At 74.6% G+C, this 26,208-nt stretch carries 1 protein-coding gene; it reads right to left on the bottom strand.

Going from position 1 to position 26,208, the window contains the following annotated elements; all coding sequences use genetic code 11:
• Window positions 1-48: 48 nt before the first annotated feature.
• Window positions 49-26,208, bottom strand: a complete 26,160-nt coding sequence (locus ACQPXD_RS24935) for a type I polyketide synthase (protein WP_432842510.1) — start codon at window positions 26,206-26,208, stop codon at window positions 49-51.

The following is a 26,208-nucleotide window of genomic DNA, read 5'->3' as shown; positions in this document are numbered from 1 at the left end:
CTCCCTTGTCGGTGGGACTGGGTGTGGCGGTACTCGCGGAAACGGCGGCTATCCGGCGTCCCGGGTGAGCCATTCGTTCACCACCCGCGCGGTCTGCGGCGCGTATTCATTGCACAGCTGGAGGTGATTGCCGGGCACGTCGGCGAGGGTGACCGAACTCGCCGCGCTCCACGAGAACCGCCGGTCCGCGGTGTCGTCCGGCTCGCCCATCCGGCTCGTCGCCCGCACCTGGAGGGTCGGCACGTCCACCGGCGCGGCGGGCAGCCACGGCAGGCTCATGTAGCGGGCCATCGCGGAGACCCAGCTGTCGTCGCCGTCGTCGCCGAAGCGCCGGACCTCCTCGGCGAGTTCCCGCTGCCACAGCGGCCCGTCCTCCTCGACGACCCGCAGATCCTGTTCCGAGGGCGTGTCGAGCAGGATGATCCCGGCCGGCGGCACGCCCCGGCGGGCCAGCTCCCGGGCCACCCAGTGGGCGATGAACCCGGCGCTGGAGGCCCCGCCGAGGGCGAAGGCGGTGCCGTGGTCGTCGGCCAGGATCGCCTCGGCGTAGGCGTCGACGAGCGCGCCGAGGTCGGCCGGGAGCCGCTCGCCGGCCCGGAACCCGGGTGGGTGCAGGACGGACACGTCCCGGCTGCCCTGGAACGCGGCCGCCAGCCGCACGTAGGGCAGGATCGGGGCGACGTACGGCGTGAAGAGGTACAGCTTCGGCTCGGCGGCGCCGGTGGCGATCCGCTCGGGTGGCCGGACGGCCCCGGCGGCCGCGTCCGCCCCGAAGGCCGGGCGCAGCCTCGCGAGGCCCTGCATGAGCCCGAAGAACTCCTCCCGGGCGTCGCCGCCCCCGGCCTCGGCCCGCAGATACATCTCGGCGAGGTTGGACACCCGGGCCGGTCCCGCCGGCGCCGGTGCGGGCGGTGCGGCCGGATCGGCGGCGGCACCCGCATTCGCGAGCTGGTCGAGCAGGTGCGCGGTCAGCGCCGCGACGGTCGGATGGTCGAACACCAGCGTCGCGGGCAGTCGCAGCCCGGTCGCGGTGGCCAGCCGGTTGCGCAGGTCGACGGCGGTCAGCGAGTCGAACCCGAGGTCCCGGAACCCGGTCTCGGGGTCGACGGCCTCGGGCCGGTCGTGGCCGAGCACCACGGCGGCCTGGGCGTGGACGAGCCGCCGGACGGTCCGGGCCCGCTCCTGTGCGTCCATGGCGGCCAGCCCGGCGACCGGGTCGACCCCGGCCGCCGGACCGGCCGCGGCCCGCCGGCCGGACCCGCCCGCGAGGGCCCGGAACAGCGGCGGCACTCCCCCGGCCCCGACCCGGCGCAGCCCGCTCACGTCGAGGCGGATCGGCACCAGCAGCGACCGGTCGACCCGGACGGCGGCGTCGAACAGCGCCATGCCCTGCTCGGGCGAGAGCGCGGCGATGCCGCTGCGGGCCATGCGGGCCAGGTCGGCGTCCGTGAGCCCGCCGCTGATCGCCGAGCCGGGGGCCTCCCACAGCCCCCACGCGAGGGACTGCGCGGCCAGCCCGGCGGCGCGGCGGTGCTCGGCCAGGGCGTCGAGGACCGCGTTGGCGGCGGTGTAGTTGCCGACGCCGGCGGAGCCGAAGGTCGCGGCGGCCGAGGAGTACATGACGAACCAGGCGAGGTCGAGGTCGCGGGTCAGCTCGTGCAGCCACCAGGCGGCGTCGGCCTTGGTCCGCAGTACCCCGCGCAGCTGCTCGTCGGTCAGGGAGGCGATGGTGGCGTCGTCGATGGCGCCGGCGGTGTGCATGACGCCGGTGATCGGGTGGCCGGCCGGGACGGCGGCAAGGGCGGCGGCGACCGCCGCGCGGTCCCCGGCGTCGGCCTCGACCAGGCGGACCTGCGCGCCGAGCGCGGTCAGGTCGGCGACGAGCTCCGGCGCGCCCGGGGCGGCGAGGCCCCGGCGGGAGAGCAGGAGCAGGTGCCGTACCCCGTAGACGGTCACCAGGTGCCGGGCCAGCAGCGCACCCAGGACTCCGGTGCCGCCGGTGATGACGACGGTACCGTGCGGGTCGGGGCCGGCCGGCATCCGCAGGACGACCGGCCCGTCGGCCAGGTGCCGCAGCGCTTCGGGCGCGCGGGCGGCCTCGAACACCGGCACCGGGCCGGCCGCGACCGCTTCGGCGAACGTGGTGCCGGCCGGGATCCGGTCCACCGCACCGTCGTCGACGGTCGCGATCAGCCCGGGGGCACCGGCGGACCGGGCCGTGACGCGGTCGCCGGGCGCCACCGCCGTGACGCCGGGCGCGGTGTCGAGGACCACGCCCGCGACCGCGCCGGGCGCGGCACCCAGAGTGGCGGCCCGCACGGCGATGCGCACCTGCCCGGCGGCCAGCGGCGCGAGGGCGTCCGGGTCGTCGGTGACCGCCACGCCGTCCTCGGTCGTCTCGAGCCGCCACGGCATCCGGTCCGGACCGGGCAGGGCGAGCCGGCCGTTGCCGGCGCGGGTCAGCCGCCGCGCGTGGAGCACGCCGCCGCGCACGGCGATCTCGGGCTCCCCGCTGCCGGCGGCGGCCGCCAGATAGTCGTCGAGGCCGTCGTCGCCGTCCTCGTCGAGGTCGAGCAGCAGGAACCGGTCCGGGTGCTCGGCCTGCGCGGACCGGATCAGGCCCCACACCGCCGCGGCGGCCAGGTCCGATCCGTCGGTGGCGCCGCGGCTCACGACCGCTAGCCGCTCCCTCTCGGCCCGCGGGTCGGCGAGCCAGGTCTTCAGCCGGTCGAGCACCATCGACGTGGCCGCGTACACCGCCGCCGGCAGATCCGCGGACGGCGGCGCCGACGGGAGCCGGAGCACCACGTCCGGCCGCTCGCCGCGGGCCGGTTCGCCGGCCGGCAACGCCGTCCATTCCAGCGCGAACAGCGAACGCGACGCACCGTCGCCGGGGCCGGTCCCGGCGGCGGTGATCGCCCGCAGGACCAGCGAGTCGGCGCTGAGGACGGGCCGGCCGGCGGGGTCGAAGACCGCCACCGCCAGGCCGCCGCCGGTCGCGCTCAGCCGGACCCGAAGGGCGCGGGCGCCGGTGGCGTGCAGGCGGACGCCGCTCCACGAGAACGCGAGGACCGCGCCGGCGTCGCCGAGCAGCCCGGTGAGTCCGATCGGGTGCAGCGCCGCGTCGAGCAGCGCGGGGTGGAGGCCGAACCCGTCGGCCGCGACCGGTTCGGGCAGCTCGACCTCGGCGTAGGCGTGCTCGCCGGCCCGCCAGGCGGATCGCAGGCCCTGGAAGGCCGGCCCGTAGACGTACCCATCGGCGGCGAGCCGGGCGTAGAACCCGTCGACGTCGACCGGCTCCGCGCCGGCCGGCGGCCAGCTCTCCGGTGCGGCCGGGGCCGGCCCGGCGGCCGGGCTCAGCGTGCCGGTGGCGTGCCTGGTCCACGCGTCGGTGAGTCCCTCGACGCGCGAGTACACGTTGACCGGGCGCCGGCCGCTGCCGTCGGGTTCGCCGACCGACACCTGGATCTGGGTGCCGCCCTCGGCCGGCAGGACGAGCGGGGCGGCGAGCGCGAGCTCGTCGACGACGGCGCAGCCGACCTGGTCGCCGGCGTGCACGGCCCACTCGACGAACGCGGTGCCGGGCAGCAGGACCGAGCCGAGCAGGGCGTGGTCGCCGAGCCACGGCTGCGCGGCCAGCGACAGGCGGCCGGTGAGCAGAATGCCGTCGCCGCCGGCGAGGGAGACGGTCGCCCCGAGCAGCGGGTGCCCGGCCGCGGTGAGCCCGGCGGCGCCGACGTCGCCGGTGTGGCCGCCGCTGAGCCGGGGCCAGTACCGCCGGTGCTGGAACGCGTACGACGGCAGGTCCGGTTCCGGGGAGCCGGCCCCGCCGAGCAGCGCCGTCCAGTCGACGGCGACGCCGTGCACGTGCATGGTGGCGGCCGAGCGCAGCCACCGTTCCCGGCCACCGTCGTCGCGGCGCAGCGTGCCCGAGACGACCAGGTCCTCGCCGGCCTGCTCGACGGCCATCGCCAGGACCGGGTGCGGGCTGACTTCGACGAACGTCCGATGCCCGGCCGCGACCAGCGCCGCGATCACGTCACCGAACCGGACCGTGTGCCGCAGATTCCGGTACCAGTAGCCGCCTTCGCCGTCCACAGCGTCCACAGTGGAATGGAACGGCACCGTCCCCTCGGCCGGATCCAGCCCGGCCAGGTCCGCTCCCAGCCGATCCCGCAGCGCCTCCACCCGCACCGAGTGCGACGCGTAGTCCACATTGATCCGCCGTACCCCCGAAGCGGCATGAGCCTCGGCGAACTCGGCCGCCCCGGACCCGCTGACCACGACCTGCGCGGGGCCGTTCACCGCCGCCACCGAAAGGTCCGCACCCCACGGCTCGATCAGGGTCAGCACCTCGTCGAGCGGCAGCGGCACCGACACCATGCCGCCCGAGCCGGACAGCTCCAGGATCGCCTTGCTCCGCAGCGCCACGACCCGGGCACCGTCCTCAAGGGACAGTCCACCGGCGACCACGGCCGCGGCGATCTCGCCCTGCGAGTGCCCGACGACCGCCGCCGGACGTACCCCGATCGACCGCCACAGCTCCGCGAGGGACACCATCACGGCCCAGGTCGCCGGCTGCACCACATCGACCCGTTCCAGCATCCCGGCGTCACCCAGCACCGCCCGCAGCCGCCAGTCCACGAACGGCTCCAGGGCCATCGCACAGCGGGCCATCGACTCGGCGAACACCGGCTCGGCGTCCCACAGCGCCAGCCCCATCCCGGCCCACTGCGCGCCCTGGCCGGGGAACACGAAGACCGGGTCGGGCCGGCCGGTGGCCGTGCCGCGGACCACGGCCGCCGAGGTGTCCAGGTCGGTGAGTCCGGCCAGGAACGCGGCGCGGTCCTCGGCGACGACGACCGCCCGGTGCGCGAACACGGCCCGGGTCGTCGCCAGGGCCCGCCCGACGGCCCCGGGGTCCGCCTCGGTCTCCGCCAGGGCGTCGGCGAGCCGCCGTGCCTGGTCCCGCAGCGCCGGTCCGGTCTTCGCCGACAGCGGCCAGGCGGTGACGCCGGCCGGTTCCGCGACGGAGGCCGGCCGCGGCTCCGCCTCCTCCAGGATGATGTGGGCGTTGGTGCCGCTGATGCCGAACGAGGACACGCCGGCCCGCCGCGGCCGGCCGGCCGCCGTCCACGGGGTCGGCTCCGTCAGCAGCCGTACCGCGCCGGCCGTCCAGTCCACGTGCGACGACGGCGCGTCGACGTGGAGCGTCTCGGGCAGCAGCTCGTGCCGCATCGCGAGGACCATCTTGATGATCCCGGCGACGCCGGCGGCGGTCTGGGTGTGGCCGATGTTGGACTTGATCGAGCCGAGCCGCAGCGGCCGGTCGGCCGGGCGGTCCTGGCCGTAGGTCGCGAGCAGCGCCTGCGCCTCGATCGGGTCGCCGAGGGTCGTGCCGGTGCCGTGCGCCTCGACCGCGTCGACCTCGGCGGGCCGCAGGCCGGCGTTGGCCAGCGCGGCCCGGATCACCCGCTGCTGCGACGGACCGTTCGGCGCCGTGAGACCGTTCGACGCCCCGTCCTGGTTGATCGCGCTGCCACGAACGACCGCGAGGACCTGATGCCCGTTGCGGCGCGCGTCCGACAGCCGCTCCAGGACGAGCATGCCGGCGCCCTCGCCCCAGCCGGTACCATCCGCGGCTTCGGCAAAAGGCTTGCAGCGCCCGTCGGTGGCCAGGCCGCGTTGCCGGGAGAACTCGACGAAGATGCCGGGGGTCGCCATGGCCGCGACGCCGCCGGCGAGGGCCATCGAGCACTCCCCCGATCGCAGGGCCTGCGCCGCCAGGTGTACCGCCACCAGCGACGACGAGCACGCGGTGTCGACGGACACGGCCGGCCCCTCCAGGCCGAGGGTGTAGGCGACGCGCCCGGATGCGACGCTGGTGGTCATGCCGGTCAGGCCGTGCCCGTCGCCGGCGTCGGTGCCGAGGCCGTAGCCGGAGGCGGCGATCCCGACGTAGACGCCGGTGGCGGTCCCGCGCAGCCGGGTGGGATCGATCCCGGCCCGCTCGATCGCCTCCCACGACGTTTCGAGCAGCAGCCGCTGCTGCGGGTCCATGGTCATGGCCTCGCGGGGGCTGATGCCGAAGAACCCGGCGTCGAAGCCGGCGACGTCGGCCAGGAAGCCGCCCTCGCGGACGTAGCTGGTGCCCGGATGCTCGGGGTCCGGGTCGAACCACAGGGCCGGATCCCAGCCCCGGTCGGCGGGGAAGCCGCTGATCGCGTCGACGCCGGCCGCGAGCAGCTCCCACAGCCGCTCGGGCGTGTCGGCCCCGCCGGGGAACCGGCAGCCCATCCCGACGATGGCGATCGGCTCGTCGGCCGCGGCGGCGGCCGGGCTCCTGGTCACCGCGCCGGGCTGCTCGCCGAACACCTCGGCGAGCAGGTGCCCGGCGAGGACCCGGGCGCTGGGGTAGTCGAAGACGAGCGTGGCCGGCAGCCGCAGCCCGGTGCCGGCGGCGAGCCGGTTGCGCAGTTCGACGGCGGTGAGCGAGTCGAAACCGAGGTCCCGGAACGCGATGTCGGGGTCGATCCCGGCCGGGGTGCTGTGGCCGAGGACGACCGCGGCCTGGGCGCGGACCAGGTCCAGGACGGTGCGCTCGCGCTCCTCGGCGGCCAGGGCGGCGAGCTCGCGGACGAGGTCGTCGCGGCCGCCGGTGTTGGCCGCGGCCCGGCGAACGGATCCGCCGGCGAGGGTGCGCAGCAGCGGCGGTACGCCGGCCGCCCCGGCGAGGCGCAGCGCGCCGACGTCGAGCCGGATGGGCACCAGGTTCGGCCGGCCGGACCGCACGGCCGCGTCGAACAGGGCCAGGCCCTGCTCGGCGGTGAGCGCGCGGATGCCGCCGCGGCTGATCCGGGCGAGGTCGGCCTGGTCGAGGTGCCCGGTCATCGTCGAGCGCCGCTCCCACAGGCCCCAGGCGAGGGACTGCCCGGCGCGGCCCTCGTTGCGGCGGTGCTGCGCGAGGGCGTCGAGGTAGGCGTTGGCCGCCGCGTAGTTGCCCTGCCCCGCCGCCCCGAGGGTGGCCGCGGCCGAGGAGTACATGACGAACCAGGCCAGGTCCTGGTCCAGGGTCAGCTCGTGCAGGTTGCGGGCCGCGTCCGCCTTGGCCCGCAGGACACCGGCCAGCCGCCGCGGCGTCAGGGACTCGATGACGCCGTCGTCGACCAGGCCCGCGGTGTGCACCACGCCCGTGATCCGGTGCCCGGCCAGGGCCGCGGCGAGGGCGTCCCGGTCGGCGACGTCACAGGCGACGACCTGCGCACCGAGCGCCGTCAGCTCCGCGGCGGCGGGCGCGGCCGGACCCTGCCGGGACAGCAGCAGCAGGTGCCGGACCCCGTACTCGGCGAGCAGGTGCCGGGCCAGCAGACCACCCAGCGTCCCGGTGCCACCCGTGATGACCACGGTGCCGTCCGGGTCGAGCGCCGGCCGTTGGGTGTCGCCGCCGGCCGCCCGGATCAACCGCCGGGCGTGCAGGACGCCGTCTCGGGCGGAGAGCTCCGGCTCACCACTCGCGGCCACCGCGCCGAGGTCGAACTCGCCGTCGAGCAGCACGAACTGCCCCGGGTGCTCCGACTGCGCCGACCGCACCAACCCCCACACCGCCGCCGCACCGAGATCGCCGCCATCGACGGCACCGCGGGTCCGGATCACCAGCCGGTCCGCCGACGGGGCCGCCAGCCACGCCTGCAGCCGCTGCAGCACCAGCGCCGTCGCCGCGTGCGCATCCAGCGCCGGAACCGCGAACACCTCGGTCGTCAGGTCACCCGGCGGCTCGGTCGCGGTCACCGGGACCCAGTCGATCGTGAACAGGTCCTGCGCGCCGGCCGCCGGCCGCTCCGGGAAGACCGGCCGCAGGACCAGCGACTCGGCGGCCAGCACGGGCTGCCCGGCCAGGTCGAAGACTTCCACGGTGGTACCGCCGGTGCCGGTGCCGGCGAGCCGGACGCGCAGGGTCGTCGCGCCGGTGGCGTAGAGCCGCACCCCGGTCCAGGCGAACGGCAGCACGGCCGTGCCGTCCCCGGCGAGACCGGTCCAGCCGATCGGGTGCAGCGCGGCGTCGAGGACGGCCGGGTGCACGCCGAACCCGTCGGGCGTGGCCGGTTCGGGCAGGGTGACCTCGGCGTACACGTGGTCGCCGGCCCGCCAGACGGCGCGGACGCCCGTGAACACCGGCCCGTAGGCGTAGCCGCCCGCGGCCATGCGCTCGTAGAGCCCGTCGACGGGTACCGGCTCCGCGCCGGTCGGCGGCCAGTTCGTCAGTGCGGCGGGGGCCAGGCCGGTGCCGGGGCTGAGGACGCCGGCGACGTGCCGGGTCCAGGCGCCCTCGCCGCCGTCGGGGCGCGAGTGGACGGTGAGCGGGCGGCGGCCGGTGCCGTCCGGGTCGCCGACCCAGACCTGCAGCTGCACGGCGCCGTGCTCGGGCAGCACCAGCGGGACCTGCAGGGTGAGCTCGTCGACGGTGCCGCAGCCGGCCTGGTCGCCGGCGTACATGGCGAGGTCGAGGAACGCGGTGCCGGGGACGATGACGGAGCCCATGAGGACGTGGTCGGCGAGCCAGGGCTGGGTCGCGGCCGACAGCCTGCCCGTCAGGACGACCCCTTCGCCATCGGCGAGGGGTACCGCCGCGCCGACGAGCGGGTGGCTGACACCGCGCTGGCCGAGGGCGGTGACGTCGCCGGGGCGGGCGGCGGTGACCTGCGGCCAGAACCGCTGGTGCTGGAACGGGTATGTGGGCAGCACGAGGTCATACCGCTCCACCCCGCCGATCAGCCCGGCCCAGTCGACGGCCCCACCATGCACATGGACCCCGGCGACGGCGGCCAGCAGCGTCTCGGCCTCGTCCCGCCCGTTGCGCAACGCCGGCAGCCAAACCCCACCGTCAGCCATCGCCGACAACGACCCGTCCGGCCCGAGCTCCAGAAAGATGTCCGCACCAAGCGCGGTCACCGCATCGTGATACCGCACCGCCTCCCGGACGTGCGCCACCCAATACGCCGGACTGGCCAGATCCGCACCCGGCGTGCCCGACACGACCGGGATCGACGGCTCGTGCCAGGTGACGCTGTCGAGCACGGTGGCGAACTCGGCCAGCATCGGCTCCATCAACGGCGAATGAAACGCATGACTCACCCGCAACCGCCGAGCCTTACCACCCCGCTCCCGCCACGACTCGGCCAGTGCCGAGACAGTCTCTGCATCACCGGAGATCACCGTCGACTGTGGACCGTTCACCGCCGCCACACCCACATCCGCATGCCCGGCAACCAACGCGAGCGCTTCCTCATGCGACGCCGTCAACGCCACCATCGCCCCACCGGCGGGCAACGCCTGCATCAACCGGCCCCGCGCCGCCACAATCCGCGCCGCATCCGCCAGCGACCACACCCCAGCCACATAGGCCGCGGTCACCTCACCAATCGAATGACCGGCAAGAACGTCGGACCGGATCCCCCACGACTCCACCAGCCGGAACAACGCCACCTGCACCGCAAACAACGCCGCCTGCGTATTCGCCGTCTGATCCAGATCCCCGCCATCAGCGATCAACTCCCGCAACGGCGTCTGGAAGTGCGCACACACCTCGTCGAACGCCGCCGCGAACACCGGATACCGCGCATAGAGGTCGAGACCCATACCGACCCGCTGACTGCCCTGGCCCGAGAACACGATGGCCAGTCGGCCCGGACCCGCCACACCCGAAATCGTGCTCGGGCCGAGCACCACCGCCCGATGCGCGAACAACGACCGGCCGCTTGCCAGAGCCCGGCCGACCGCAACGGCATCGACCGACGACTGGCCCGCCACGAACTCGGCCAGCCGACGCACCTGGTCCCGCAACGCCGGCTCCGACTTCGCCGACAACGGCCACGGCACCATCCCGGCGGGCTCGGCCGGGGCCACCGGCTGCGGCTCGGCCTCCTCCAGAATCACGTGCGCGTTCGTGCCGGAAATGCCGAAGGATGACACGCCGGCCCGGCGGGGGCGACCATTCGCTTCCCACGGCGTGGCCTCCGTCAGCAACGCGACCGCGCCGGCCGACCAGTCCACGTGCGACGACGGCGCGTCCACGTGCAGCGTCTTGGGCAGGACGCCGTTGCGCAGGGCCAGGACGATCTTGATGACGCCGGCGACGCCCGCCGCGGCCTGGGTGTGGCCGATGTTGGACTTGACCGAGCCGACCAGCAGCGGCCGATCCGCGGGCCGGTCCTGGCCGTAGGTGGCGATCAGCGCCTGCGCCTCGATCGGGTCACCCAGCGTCGTGCCGGTGCCGTGCGCCTCGACGGCGTCGACCTGGTCCGGCCGTAGCCCGGCGTTGGCCAGGGCCTGCCGGATCACGCGCTGCTGGGACGGGCCGTTCGGGGCGGTCAGACCGTTTGAGGCGCCGTCCTGGTTCACCGCGCTGCCGCGGACGAGGGCCAGGACGTGGTGGCCGCGACGGCGGGCCTCGGAGAGCCGCTCGAGGACGAGGATGCCGGCGCCCTCGCCCCAGCCGGTGCCGTCGGCGGTGTCCGAGAAGGCCTTGCAGCGCCCGTCGGCGGCCAGTCCACCCTGCCGGGCGAACTCCATAAAGATGCCCGGGGTCGACATGACGGTCACGCCGCCGGCCAGGGCGATCGTGCACTCGCCGGAGCGCAGGGCCTGCGCGGCGAGGTGCAGGGCGACGAGGGCGGACGAGCAGGCGGTGTCGATGGACACCGCCGGTCCTTCGAGCCCGAACGTGTACGCGAGCCGCCCGGAGGCGACGCTGCTGCTGAGGCCGGTGAGCGCGTGCCCGTTGTCGGGGTCGGCGGCCAGGCCCATGCCGTAGTCGGAGCCGGCGATGCCGACGTAGACCCCCGTGTCGGAGCCGCGCAGCCCGGCCGGGTCGATCCCGGCCCGCTCGATCGCCTCCCACGACGTTTCCAGCAACAGCCGCTGCTGCGGGTCCATCGCCACGGCCTCGCGGGGGCTGATCCCGAAGAAGCCGGCGTCGAACCCGGTGGCGTCGGTCAGGAATCCGCCCTGTCCGGCCCGGTCCGGCTCGTACCAGCCGGCCTGTTCCCAGCCCCGGTCGGCGGGGAACGCGCCCATCGCGTCGACGCCGCCGGCGAGCAGGGCCCACAGCGCTTCGGGGGTGTCGGCGGCGCCGGGGAACCGGCACGCCATGCCGACGATCGCGATCGGCTCGTCGACCGCGGCCTGGCCCTGGGCCACGACGGCGGTCGAGCCGCCGAGGAGTTCGGTGAGCAGGTACCGGGTCAGGGCCGTCGGGTTCGGGTAGTCGAAGACGAGCGTGGCCGGCAGCCGCAGCCCGGTGCCGGCGGCGAGCCGGTTGCGCAGCTCGACCGCGGTCAGCGAGTCGAAGCCGAGATCCCGGAACGCCACGTCCGGCTCGACGGCATCGGCCCCGGCATGGCCGAGCACGATCGCCGCCTGCGCCCGCACGGTCTCCAGGACGGCCCGTTCGCGTTCACCGGGGCGCAGCGCCGTGAGCCGGCCGGCGAGGCTCGCACTGCCGGTGGACGTGGCGGCGGCGCGGCGGCCCGGTTCGCCGGCGAGGGTCCGCAGCAGCGCCGGTACGCCGGTCTTGGCCTGCCGCAGCGCGGTGATGTCGAGCCGGACGGGGACGAGCTGGGGCCGGTCGGCGAGGACCGCGGCGTCGAAGAGGGCCAAGCCCTCCTCGGCGGTGAGGGCGCCGACGCCGCCGCGGTGCATCCGGGCGAGGTCGGCCCCGCCGAGTTGCCCGGTCAGCGCCGACCGCTGCTCCCACAGTCCCCAGGCGAGGGACTGCCCGGCGCGGCCCTCGTTGCGGCGGTACAGCGCGAGGGCGTCCAGGTAGGCGTTGGCGGCGGCATAGTTGCCCTGCCCGGGCGCACCGAACGTCGCCGCCGCCGAGGAGTACATGACGAACCACGCGAGATCCTGATCCTGGGCGAGCTCGTGCAGGTGCCAGGCCGCGTCCGCCTTCGCCCGCAGCACGGCTTCCAGCCGGTCCGGCGTCAGCGATTCCACGGTCGCGTCGTCCAGGACCCCGGCGGTGTGCACGACCCCGGTGATCCGGCGCCCGTGCAATACCGACGCGAGCGCCGCCCGGTCGGTGACGTCACACGCCACCACCTCCGCGCCGAGGGCGATCAGCGCATCCGCGCCTTCGGCCGCCGGACCCTGCCGGGACAGCAGCAGCAGGTTCCGCACGCCGTGGACCTCGGCCAGGTGCCGGGCCAGCAGCCCGCCCAGCAGGCCGGTGCCGCCGGTGATCACGACGGTACCGTCGGGGTCCGGCGTGGCGGGCAGCCGAAGGACGACCTTGCCGACGTGCCGGGCGGCCTGCAGGTGCCGCAGCGCCTCGACCGCCCGGGACGCCTCGAACTCGGTGACCGGGATCGGCTGCAGCACTCCGGCGGCGAACAGGTCCAGGATCTCGGCGAGCATCTCGGCGATCCGCTCGATGCCGGCGTCGAACAGGTCGAACGCCTGGTACTCGACGCCGGGGTGGGTGACGCCGGTGCGGATGTCGGTCTTGCCCATCTCGACGAACCGGCCGCCGCGGGGCAGCAGGTCCAGTGAGGCGTCCACGAACGGCCCGGCCAGGGAGTTGAGGACGACGTCGACGCCCGCGCCGTCCGTCGCGGCCAGGAACCGCTCGCGGAAGCCGAGGTCACGGGACGAGGCGAGGTGGGCGTCGTCGAAGCCCTGCGCGTGCAGGACCGGCCACTTGCCGGCGCTGGCGGTGGCGTACACCTCCAGGCCCCAGGCCCGGGCGAGCTGGACGGCGGCCATGCCGACACCGCCGGCCGCGGCGTGGATGAGCACCCGCTGCCCCGGCTGGACCCGGCCGAGGTCCCGCAGGCCGTAGTAGGCGGTGAGGTACACGATGGGCACGCTCGCGGCCTGGGTGAACGACCAGCCGTCCGGGATCCGGGCGAGGAGTCGCTGGTCGGCGACGGCGACGGGGCCGAACGCGCGGTCGAGCATGCCGAGGACCCGGTCGCCGGAGGTGAGCCCGGTGACCCCGGGGCCGGTCTCGACGACGACGCCGGCGGCCTCGCTGCCCATCGTGCCGGCCGGGGCCAGGCCGAGGCCGAGCAGTACGTCGCGGAAGTTCATCCCGGCGGCCCGGATCGCGATCCGGACCTGCCCGGGCAGCAACGGCGCCGCGGCCTCGGGGCAGTCGAGCGCCGTGAGGCTCTCCAGGCTGCCGGTCTCGGACACGTCGAGCCGCCACGCCCGGTGCGCCGGCAACGCCGGCCGGCCCGCACCCGCCCGCACCAGCCGCCGCCCGTGCGGCACACCGCCGCGAACCGCGACCTCCGGCTCACCGGTCGCGACCGCAAGCGCCGCCTCGACCGGCCCGTCCACCAGCACGAACCGATCCGGATGCTCCGACTGCGCCGAACGGACCAAACCCCACACCGCAGCCGCCGCCGGATCCCGGCCATCCGTCGCACCATCCGTCCGGATCACCAACCGCGACCCACCCGGCCCCGCCAGCCACAACCGCAACCGCTCCAACACCGCCGCCGTCACCACATGCACATCACCCACCGGCGGCTCGAACACCACCACATCCGTATCGACCGGCGCGACCGGCGGCAGCGGCACCCATTCCACGGCGAACAGGTCGTGGGCGCCTGGCACCGGCTGCGCCACGGGCGTCGCCGGGCGCAGCGTGAGCGAGTCGGCGCTGAGCACCGGTTCGCCCGCGGTGTCGAAGACGGCCACGGCGAGGGTCTCCGGGCCGATTGCCGTCAGCCGTACCCGCAGTGCGGTCGCGCCGGTGGCGTAGAGGCGGACGCCGCTCCACGCGAACGGCAGCGTGACCGCGCCCTCGCCGGCCAGTCCGGTGAGGCCGATGGGGTGCAGGGCGGCGTCGAGGACGGCCGGATGTACCCCGAACCCGTCGACCGGCAGCTCGGCCGGGAGGGCGACGTCGGCGTACACGTGCGCGCCGTCCCGCCACACGCCCCGCAGGCCGCGGAACACCGGCCCGTAGCTGTAGCCGGCCGCGGCGAGCCGCTCGTACCAGCCGTCGACCGGGACGGGCTCCGCACCGGCGGGCGGCCACGCGGTGAGCGCGGCCGGGGGTTGACCGGTCTGCGGGTACAGGGTGCCGGTGGCGTGCCGGGTCCACGGGTTGTCGGTGTCGTCCGGGGTTTCGGGGCGGGCGTAGATGTTGACCGGGCGCCGGCCGGACGGGTCGGGGCCGCCGGCCCACACCTGCACCTGCACTCCGCCGCGGGCGGGCAGGATCAGCGGTACCTGCAGGGTCAGCTCGTCGACCGCGGCGCAGCCGACCTGGTCACCGGCGAATACGGCGAGGTCGGCGAACGCGGTGCCCGGCAGGAGCACGGCACCGCCGACGGCGTGGTCGGCGAGCCAGGGCTGCGCGGCGAGGGAGAGCCGGCCGGTGAGCAGGATGCCGTCGCCGCCGTGCTCGGCGAGGGAGACGGTGGCGCCGAGGAGCGGGTGGGTGGACGGGCGCAGGCCGACGGAGCCGACGTCACCGAGGCGGCCGCCGGCCGTGTTCGGCCAGAACCGCTGGTGCTGGAACGGATATGTCGGCAGCTCCACGGGCGACGCGCCGGCCCCGCCCAGCACCGCTGTCCAGTCCACACCGACTCCGGCGACGTGCACTGCGCCCAGGGACCGCAACCACCGGTCCCGCCCGCCGTCATCCCGCCGCAGCGTGCCCGCCACGATCAGGTCCTCGCCGGCCTGCTCAACGGCCATCGCCAAGACCGGGTGCGGACTCACCTCAACAAACGTCCGATGCCCCGCAGCAACCAGCCCCGCGATCACATCACCAAACCGAACCGTATACCGCAAATTCCGATACCAATACCCACCCTCACCACCCGAAGCCGCGTCCACAGTGGAATGGAACGGCACCCCGCCGTCATGCGGATCCAACCCGGCCAGATCCGCCTCGAGCCGGTCCCGCAGCGCCTCCACCTGTACCGAATGCGATGCGTAGTCCACATTGATCCGCCGTACACCCAAATCGGCATGCGCCTCCGCGAACGCATCCGCCCCGGACCCGCTCACCACCACCTGCGCCGGACCGTTCACCGCCGCCACCGACAGATCCGGTCCAATCAGGGCCAGCACCCGCTCCAACGGCAGCGGCACCGACACCATCCCACCCGACCCCGACAACTCCAGGATCGCCCTACTCCGCAGCGCCACCACCCGGGCACCGTCCTCAAGGGACAGTCCACCCGCGACCACCGCCGCGGCGATCTCACCTTGTGAATGGCCCACGACACCGGCCGGGCGCACGCCCACCGAACGCCACAATTCGGCCAGGGACACCATCACCGCCCAGGTCGCCGGCTGCACCACATCCACCCGCGCCAGCAACTCCGCATCGCCCAGGGCCGACCGCAACTGCCAGTCCACGAACGGCTCCAAGGCCAGCGCGCAACGGGCCATCGACTCGGCGAACACCGGCTCGCTGTCCCACAACGCCAAACCCATCCCCACCCACTGCGCACCCTGACCCGGAAACACGAACACCGGATCGGCGCTGGTCGCGGCAACGCCCCGGATCGGCGGTTCCGCCAGGTCCGCCAGAAGGCGCTCGCGGTCGTCGGCGACCACGACGGCCCGGTGCGCGAACGACGACCGAGCGGCCAGGGAGCGGGCGACCGCGGCGAGGTCGGTGCCCGGGCGCTCGGCCAGGAAACCGGCCAGCCGGGCCGCCTGGTCGCGCAGGGCCGGTTCGGTCTTGGCCGACAGCAGCCACGGCACGGGCCCGGCCGCGGCCGCTGCGGGGAGCGGCGCCGGCTCCGCTGCTTCCAGGATCACGTGCGCGTTGGTACCGCTGATGCCGAACGACGACACCCCGGCCCGGCGCGGATGGCCGTCGGCAGTCCACGGCCGCGCCGACGTGAGCAGCTCGACGGCGCCGGCTGTCCAGTCCACGTGGGACGAGGGTGCGTCCACGTGCAGCGTCTGGGGCAGGAGCCCGTGCCGCAGGGCCATGACCATCTTGATGATCCCGGCCGCGCCGGCGGCGCTCTGCGTGTGGCCGATGTTCGACTTCACCGACCCCAGCCACAGTGGACGGTCGGCCGGGCGGTCCTGGCCGTAGGTCGCGAGCAGCGCCTGCGCCTCGATCGGGTCGCCGAGGGTCGTGCCGGTGCCGTGCGCCTCGACCGCGTCGACCTCGGCGGGCCGCAGGCCGGCGTTGGCCAGCGCGGCCCGGATCACCCGCTGCTGCGACGGACCGTTCGGCGCCGTCAAACCGTTCGACGCCCCGTCCTGGTTGATCGCGCTCCCCCGCACCACGGCGAGGACCTGATGCCCGTTGCGGCGCGCATCCGACAGCCGCTCCAGGACGAGCATGCCGGCGCCCTCGCCCCAGCCGGTACCATCCGCGGCTTCGGCAAAAGGCTTGCAGCGCCCGTCGGTGGCCAGGCCGCGCTGCCGGGAGAATTCGATGAAGGCGACCGGCGTCGCCATGACCGAGACGCCACCGGCCAGGGCGAGACCGACCTCACCGGAGCGGAGTGCCTGCGCGGCCAGGTGGACGGCGACGAGGGCGGAGGAGCAGGCGGTGTCGACGGACACGGCCGGTCCTTCGAGCCCGAACGTGTAGGCGACCCGGCCGGAGGCCACGCTGGTCGTGGTACCGGTGAGGACGTGCCCGTTGTCCGGGTCGCCGGCCAGCCCGATGCCGTAGTCGGAGCCGGTGATGCCGACGTAGACCCCGGTGTCGGTGCCGCGCAGCCGGGCCGGGTCGATCCCGGCCCGCTCGATCGCCTCCCACGTGGTTTCCAGCAGCAGCCGCTGCTGCGGGTCCATCGCCACGGCCTCGCGCGGGCTGATCCCGAAGAAGCCCGCGTCGAACCCGGCCGCGTCGGCGACGAATCCGCCTTCCCGGACGTAGCTGGTGCCGAGGTGCTCGGGGTCGGGGTCGTACACGGCGCCGAGGTCCCAGCCGCGGTCGGCCGGGAAGTCCGCGATCGCGTCGCGGCCGGCGGCCACGAGCGTCCACAGCGCTTCGGGGGTGTCGGCGGCGCCGGGGAAACGGCAGCCCATGCCGACGATCGCGATCGGCTCGTCGACGGCGGTCCGGGCCGGCCGGCGGGCCGGTGCCGGGGCGCCGAACACCTCGGCCAGCAGGAACCGGGCCAGCACCCGCGCGTTGGGGTGGTCGAACACGAGCGTGGCCGGCAGCCGCAGCCCGGTGCCGGCGGCGAGCCGGTTGCGCAGCTCGACCGCGGTCAGCGAGTCGAAGCCGAGGTCCCGGAACGCCACATCGGGCTCGACGGCATCGGCGCCGGCGTGCCCGAGCACGATCGCCGCCTGCGCCCGCACGGTCTCCAGGACGACCCGCTCACGGTCGTCGGCGCTGAGCACGGCGAGCTGGGCGGCGAGGTCGCCGCCGGTGCCGGCGGTGGCCGCGGTCCGGCGGGCGGTGCCGCCGGCGAGCACGCGCAGCAGCGGGGGCACCGCAGCCGCCCCGGCCCGGCGCAGCCCGGCGAGGTCGAGCCGGATGGGGACCACCAGGGCCCGGTCGGTTCGCAGCGCCGTGTCGAACAGGGCCAACCCGTGCTCGGCGGAGAGCGTTCCGGCTGCGCCCCGGCCCATGTCGACATGGCCGGTCATCGTCGAGCGCTGCTCCCACAGGCCCCAGGCGAGAGACTGCCCGGCGAGACCCTCGTTCCGCCGGCGCAATGCAAGGGCGTCGAGATAAGCGTTGGCCGCCGCGTAGTTGCCCTGCCCAGCCGCCCCGAACGTGGCCGCGGCCGACGAATACATGACGAACCACGCCAAATCCTGACCCCGGGTCAACTCATGCAAATGCCACGCCGCATCCGCCTTCACCCGCAACACCCCCGCAAGACGCTCGCCAGAGAGCGACTCCACCACCCCGTCATCCAGCACACCCGCGACATGCACCACACCCGTCATCCGCCGACCCGCCAACACCACAGCGAGCGCACCCCGATCAGCGACATCACACGCCACGACCTCCGCCCCCAACGCCATGAGCTCCGCAGCACCCGGGGCGGCCGGACCCTGCCGGGACACCAGCAGCAGATGCCGGACCCCGTACTCGGCGAGCAGGTGCCGGGCCAGCAGACCACCCAGCGTCCCGGTGCCACCCGTGACCACGACCGTGCCGTCCGGATCGAGCGCACGCGGCTCGGCCCGGCCACCCACCGCCCGCACCAGCCGCCGGGCCAGCAAGACACCATCACGAACGGCCAGCTCCGGCTCACCGGACGCGAGCACGGCCGCCACGTCGAAGTCGCCGTCCAGCAGCACGAACTGCCCCGGATGCTCCGACTGCGCCGACCGCACCAACCCCCACACCGCCGCCGCACCCAAATCACCACCATCGACAGCACCGGCCGTCCGGACCACCAACCGGTCCGCCGACGGCTCCGCCAGCCACGCCTGCAACCGCTCCAGCACCAGCACCGTCGCCGCCTGCGCACTCAGTGCCGGGACCGCGAGCACCTCGGCGGTCAGGTCACCGGTCGCCGCGGCCGGCACCGGGATCCAGTCGACCGTGAACAGATCCTGGGCGCTCGCCGCCGGCTGCCCCGCCTGGACCGGCCGCAGGACCAGCGACTCGGCCGCCAGCACGGGCTGCCCGGCCAGGTCGAAGACGGTCACGGCGACGCCGCCGTCCGCGCGGGTCAGCCGGGCGCGCAAGGCGGTCGCGCCGGTGGCGAAGAGGCGTACACCGCTCCAGGCGAACGGCAGGACCGTCTCGCCGTCGCCGGCCAGTCCGGTGAGGCCGATGGGGTGCAGGGCGGCGTCGAGGACGGCCGGGTGGACCCCAAATCCGGCGGCGGGGGCCTGCTCGGGGAGGGCGACGTCGGCGTACACGTCGTCGCCGTCGCGCCACACGGCCCGCAGGCCGCGGAACACCGGGCCGTAGCCGTAGCCGCCCTCGGCGAGCCGCTCGTACCAGCCGTCGACCGGGACCGGCTCCGCACCGGCGGGCGGCCAGGTCGTGAGCGCGGCCGGGGCCGGCGGGGCGGCGGGGCCGAGGACACCGGTGGCGTGCCGGGTCCAGGCGGTGCCCGGTTCGTCGGCGCGGGAGTAGATGTTGACGGGCCGCCGTCCCGCGGTGTCGGCGTCGCCGGCCCAGACCTGGAGCTGGAGGCCGCCCTGCGGGGGCAGGACCAGCGGCGTGTGCAGGGTCAGTTCCTCGACGACGGCGCAGCCGACCTGGTCGGCGGCGTGGACGGCGAGGTCGGCGAACGCGGTGCCGGGCAGCAGGACGGTCCCGCCGACGGCGTGGTCGGCCAGCCACGGCTGGGCGGCGAGCGACAGGCGGCCGGTGAGCAGGATCCCGTCGCCGCCGGCGAGCGAGATGGTGGCGCCCAGCAGGGTGTGCGCGGACGCGCGGAGGCCGACGGCGCCGATGTCGCCGGCCCGGCCGGCGCTGATCCGGGGCCAGTACCGGCGCCGCTGGAACGCGTACGTCGGCAGGACGGCGCGCGTCCCGGCGGCCGGCCCGAGCACGGCCGCCCAGTCCACGGGCACCCCGGCAACGTGCACGGCGCCCAGGGATCGCAGCCAGCGTTCCCGCCCGCCGTCGTCCCGCCGCAGCGTGCCCGCCACGATCAGGTCCTCGCCGGCCTGCTCAACGGCCATCGCCAAGACCGGGTGCGGACTCACCTCGACAAACGTCCGATGCCCCGCAGCAACCAGCGCCGCGATCACATCACCGAACCGAACCGTATACCGCAAATTCCGATACCAATACCCACCCTCGACGTCCGATGCGTCCACAGTGGAATGGAACGCCACCTCGCCGTCACGTGGATCCAACCCGGCCAGATCCGCCTCAAGCCGATCCCGCAACGCCTCCACCTGCACCGAATGCGACGCGTAATCCACATTGATCCGGCGTACACCCAAATCGGCATGCGCCTCCGCAAACGCATCCGCCCCAGACCCGCTCACCACCACCTGCGCCGGACCATTCACCGCCGCCACCGACAGGCCCGGCCCGATCAGGGCCAGCACCCGCTCCAACGGTAGCGGCACCGACACCATGCCACCCGACCCGGACAGCTCCAGGATCGCCCTGCTGCGCAGCGCAACCACCCGGGCACCGTCCTCAAGGGACAGCCCACCCGCGACCACCGCCGCGGCGATCTCACCCTGCGAATGCCCGACCACCGCCGCTGGCCGCACACCCACCGAACGCCACAACTCAGCCAGAGACACCATCACCGCCCACGTCGCCGGCTGCACCACATCCACCCGCGCCAGCAACTCCGCATCACCCAGCACCGCCCGCAACTGCCAGTCCACGAACGGCTCCAACGCCAGCGCACAACGAACCATCGACTCGGCGAACACCGGCTCGGCATCCCACAACGCCAAACCCATCCCCACCCACTGCGCACCCTGACCCGGAAACACAAACACCGGATCACCAGTCCCCCGGACCACCGAAACATCCACATCCGCCAGACCGGCCACGAACCCGGCCACATCCTCGGCCACCACCACCGCCCGATGCGCGAACACCGACCGGGTCGTGGCCAGGGCCCGGGCGACCGCGAGCACGTCGGTGCCGGGCGCGACGGATCCGGCCAGCCGCGCCGCCTGGTCCCGCAGGGCCGCTTCGGTCTTCGCCGACAACAGCCACGGCACCGGCCCGGCCACCTCCCCGATCGGCCGGGGCTCCGGCTCCGCCTCCTCGAGGATGAGGTGCGCGTTGGTACCGCTGACGCCGAAGGAGGAGACCCCGGCCCGGCGCGGGTGGCCGTTGGCGTTCCACGGCGTGGCCTCGGTCAGCAGCCGGACGGCCCCGGCGGACCAGTCCACGTGCGACGACGGCACGTCCGCGTGCAGCGTCTTGGGCAGGACGCCGTGGCGCAGGGCGAGGACCATCTTCATGATCCCGGCGACGCCGGCCGCCGCCTGGGTGTGGCCGATGTTCGACTTCACCGAGCCGAGCAGCAGCGGCCGGTCCGCGGGCCGGTCCTGCCCGTAGGTGGCGATGAGCGCCTGGGCCTCGATCGGGTCGCCGAGGGTCGTGCCGGTGCCGTGCGCCTCCACGGCGTCGATCTCGCTCGCCTGGACCCCGGCGTTGGCGAGCGCGGCCCGGATCACCCGCTGCTGCGACGGACCGTTCGGTGCCGTCAGGCCGTTCGAGGCGCCGTCCTGGTTGACGGCGCTGCCCCGGACGAGGGCCAGCACCTGGTGCCCGTTGCGGCGAGCTTCCGACAGCCGCTCGAGGACGAGCACGCCGGCGCCTTCGCCCCAGGCGGTGCCGTCGGCCGCGTCGGCGAAGGCCTTGCACCGCCCGTCGGCGGCCAGCCCGCCCTGCCGCCCGAACTCGACGAAGATCGACGGCGTCGACATCACCGTCACACCACCGGCCAGCGCGAGGCCGCATTCGCCGGACCGTAGCGCCTGGGCCGCCAGGTGTACCGCGACCAGCGCCGACGAACACGCCGTGTCCACGGACACCGCCGGCCCTTCCAGGCCGAGCGTGTACGCCACCCGCCCCGACAGCACGCTCGCCGCGTTGCCGGTGCCGGCGAATCCGTCGTTGGCCGCGTCGGCGATGCTCAGCAGCGCCGGGTAGTCCTGCCCGTTCGTGCCGAGGTACACCCCGGTCGAACTGCCCCGCAGCGCGGCCGGGTCGATCCCGGCCCGCTCCAGGGCCTCCCACGACGTTTCGAGGAGCACCCGCTGCTGCGGGTCCATGGCGACAGCCTCGCGGGGGCTGATCCCGAAGAACCCGGCGTCGAATCCGGCGATATCGGTGACGAAGCCGCCCGCCCGGGCGAAGTCGACCCCGTCGTCCGGACCGGACCAGGCCGCCACGTCCCAGCCACGGTCGGCGGGGAAGCCGCCGATGGCGTCGATGCCCTCCGCGAGCAGGGCCCAGAACGCCTCGGGCGTGTCGGCTCCGCCCGGGAAACGGCAGCTCATGCCGACGATCGCGATCGGTTCGTCGCCGGCCGCGACCATGGGGGCCACCGCCGTGGTCGCGCCGGCGCCGTTCGCCGAGGCGAGGAGGTGCTCGGCGAGGGCGGCGGGGCTCGGGTAGTCGAAGACGAGCGTGGCCGGCAGGGTCAGCCCGGTCGCGGCGGTGAGCCGGTTGCGCAGCTCGACGGCGGTGAGCGAGTCGAAGCCGAGTTCGCGGAAGACCCGGTCGGCCGGCACCTCGGCGATGTCGGTGTGCCCGAGCACGGCGGCGGCCTGTTCCCGGACCAGGGCGAGGACCATGGCCGGCTGCCGCCCGGCGGGGGTCTGGCGGAGCCGGACGAGCCACGCCGACGTCCCGGCGGGGCCGGCCGCGGTGGCCAGTTCGGCGGTGGCGGCCCGCACGTCGGGGATCTCGGACAGCCAGGGTCCGAGGCGGCCCCCGGCGGCCTGGACGAGCCGCCGCCAGTCGACGTCGGCGACGGCGAGATACCCGGCGCCGACCGCATGCTCCAGCGCCGACACCGCCAGCGCCGGGTCCATACCGGCAACGCCGCTGCGCCGGATCCCTGCCGCCAGCCCATCGCCGGCCCAGGCACCCCACCCGATGGAGACCATCGGCGCGCCTTGAGCCCGGCGCTGCTGCGCGTAGGCGTCCAGGAACCCGTTCGCGGCGGCATAGTTGCCCTGCCCCGGCGACCCGAACAGGGCCGCCACCGACGAGAAGACCACGAACGCCTGCAGCCCCAGGTCCGCCGTCAACGCGTCGAGATTCAACACCGCGTCGATCTTCGCCCGAGCCACCCTGTCGAACCGCTCCGGCGTCAACGACCCCAGCACACCATCGTCAACCACCCCGGCCGCGTGCACGACCGCCGTCACCGGATACTCGGCCAGAACCGCCGCCATCGCATCCCGATCCGCCGCATCCGCCGCCACAACCACCACCGGAACACCGACATCCGGCGCCGGACCACCCCGCCGACTCACCAGCACGAGACGCTCCGCCCCGTGCCCGGCCAGCCACTGTGCGACCCGGCGCCCGAGAGCGCCAGTACCACCCGTCACCAGGACCGTGCCCGAGGGTCGCCAACCATCACCTGTCCCGGCCAGGGCATGCCGCAGCCGCAACCCGTACAGACCGTCCGCCCGCGCCGCGACCTGGTCCTCGCCGCAGCCCAGCGCCGCCACCAACGACCCTGACGGCGCATCCGAAGCCAGATCGACCAGACCACCCCACCGATCCGGCTGCTCAGCCCGCACCACCCGGCCGAGGCCCCACACCTGCCCCTGCCACGCATTCGTGTCCAGCTCACGGGTGACCACCCACAACGGCACGGGACCCCACTGCCGCGCCACCACCAGCAACTCCGTGGCACATTCGCGGCCCTGCGAAGCCAGCAACACGCCGCCGGCCACCTCCGGCACCGGATCGCCCGGACTCAGCCGCACCACCTCAGCACCCGCCGCCACCAACTCCGCCTCGATGTCATCACCGGTGCCAGGAGCGGCGATCAGCGCCCAAAGGCCCGACAACGCCGCCGGCCGGGCGGCGATCCGGGACCAGCCGGCCCGGTATCGCCAGCCGTCCACGGTGGTGCGGATCTGCCGCTGCCGCAGCGATGCGAGCACGGGGAGGACCACGTCGGCGTCCTGGCGCTGGACGGCGTGCCAGAAGTCGGCACCGAGCGTGTCGAGGCCGTTGAGGGCGGTCCGCTGGGTCACCTCCGGCCAGAACCGCTGGCGCTGGAACGGGTACGTCGGCAGCACGAGGTCATACCGCTCCACCCCGCCGATCAGCCCGGCCCAGTCGACGGCCCCACCATGCACATGGACCCCGGCGACGGCCGCCAGCAGCGTCTCGGCCTCGTCCCGCCCGGCCCGCAACGCCGGCAACCACACCCCGCCATCGGCCATCGCCGACAACGACCCGTCCGGCCCCAGCTCCAGAAAGATGTCCGCACCAAGCGCGGTCACCGCATCGTGATACCGCACCGGCTCACGGACGTGCGCGACCCAATACGCCGGACTGGTCACATCCGCACCCGGCGTGCCCGACACCACCGGGACCGACGGCTCACGCCAGGCGACACTGTCGAGCACTGCGGCGAACTCGCCCAGCATCGGCTCCATCAACGGCGAATGAAACGCATGACTCACCCGCAACCGCCGAGCCTTACCACCCCGCTCCCGCCACGACTCGGCCAACGCCAAGACAGTGTCCGCAGCACCGGAAATCACCGTCGACCGCGGACCGTTCACCGCCGCCACACCCACATCCGCATGCCCGGCAACCAACTCGAGGGCCTCTTCGTGGGATGCCGTCAACGCCACCATCGCACCCCCGGCCGGCAACGCCTGCATCAACCGGCCCCGCGCCGCCACAATCCGCGCCGCATCCGCCAGCGACCACACCCCCGCCACATAGGCCGCCGTCACCTCACCAATCGAATGACCCGCCAGCGACAACGGAGTAACGCCCCACGACTCCACCAACCGGAACAACGCCACCTGCACCGCAAACAACGCCGCCTGCGTATTCGCCGTCTGATCCAGATCCCCGCCATCAGCGATCAACTCACGCAACGGCGTCTGGAAATGCGCACACACCTCATCGAACGCCGCCGCGAACACCGGATACCGTACATAGAGGTCGAGACCCATACCGACCCGCTGACTGCCCTGGCCCGAGAACACGACGGCCAGGCGACCCGGACCCGCCACACCCGAAATCGTGCTCGGGCCGAGCACCACCGCCCGATGCGCGAACAACGACCGACCGGTAGCCAGAGCCCGGCCGACCGCAACGGCATCGACCGACGACTGGCCCGCCACGAACTCGGCCAGCCGACGCACCTGGTCCCGCAACGCCGGCTCCGACTTCGCCGACAACGGCCACGGCACCACGCCGACCGGCGCGACCGGCGCCACCGGCTGCGGCTCGGCCTCCTCCAGAATCACGTGCGCGTTCGTGCCGGAAATGCCGAACGACGACACGCCGGCCCGGCGCGGGTGGCCGTTCGCCTTCCACGGCGTGGCCTCCGTCAGCAACGCGACCGCGCCGGCCGACCAGTCCACGTGCGACGACGGCGCGTCCACGTGCAGCGTCTTGGGCAGGACGCCGTTGCGCAGGGCCAGGACGATCTTGATGACGCCGGCGACGCCCGCCGCGGCCTGGGTGTGGCCGATGTTCGACTTCACCGAGCCGACCAGCAGCGGCCGGCCCGCGGGCCGATCCTGACCGTAGGTGGCGATCAGCGCCTGCGCCTCGATCGGATCACCCAGCGTCGTGCCGGTGCCGTGCGCCTCGACGGCGTCGATCTCGCTCGGCTGGAGCCCCGCGTTCGCGAGCGCGGCCCGGATCACCCGCTGCTGCGCCGGGCCGTTCGGGGCGGTCAGGCCGTTCGACGCGCCGTCCTGGTTGACCGCCGTGCCACGGATGACGGCGAGGACCCTGTGGCCGCGGCGTCGCGCCTCCGACAGCTTCTCCAGGACGAGGATGCCGACGCCTTCGCCCCAGCCGGTGCCGTCGGCGCCGTCCGCGAAGGCCTTGCAGCGCCCGTCGCCGGCGAGTCCGCCCTGCCGGGAGAACTCGACGAAGACGGCCGGGGTCGACATGACCATCGCACCGCCGGCCAGCGCCATGGAGCAGTCGCCGGAGTGCAGGGCCTGCGCCGCCAGGTGTACCGCAACCAGCGACGACGAGCACGCCGTGTCCACGGACACGGCCGGCCCTTCGAGCCCGAACGTGTAGGCGAGCCGCCCGGACAGCACGCTGGCCGCGTTGCCGGTCAGCAGGTGCCCCTCGCCGCCGGCCTGCGCGTCGACGAGCAGCGACACGTAATCCTGGCCGTTCGTGCCGAGGTACACCCCCGTCGGGCTGCCCCGCAGCCGGGCCGGGTCGATCCCGGCGCGCTCCAGTGCCTCCCACGCCGTCTCGAGGAGCAGCCGCTGCTGCGGGTCCATCGCGACGGCCTCGCGCGGGCTGATGCCGAAGAACGCGGCGTCGAAGCCACCGGCGTCGGTCAGGAAACCGCCGACGCGGGTGAAGTCGGCGCCGCCGGCACCGAAGAGCGCGTCGAGATCCCAGCCGCGGTCGGCCGGGAACGACGAGACGGCGTCCTCCCCCGCGGCGAGGAGCCGCCAGAACTCCTCGGGGGTCCGGATGCCGCCGGGGTACCGGCAGGCCATCCCGACGACGGCGATGGGTTCCTGTTCGCCGGCCTCGGCCCGGCGGAGCCGTTGACGGGTGTCGTGCAGATCCGTCGCCAGGCGGCGCAGGTAATCGAGGAGCTGTTCGTCATCGGGCAT

The organism is Dactylosporangium sp. CA-092794 (assembly GCF_050948465.1).
Classification (GTDB): Bacteria; Actinomycetota; Actinomycetes; order Mycobacteriales; family Micromonosporaceae; genus Dactylosporangium.
The sequence above is the reverse complement of the archived record's forward strand: the minus strand, read 5'-3'. Positions and strand labels throughout refer to the sequence as shown.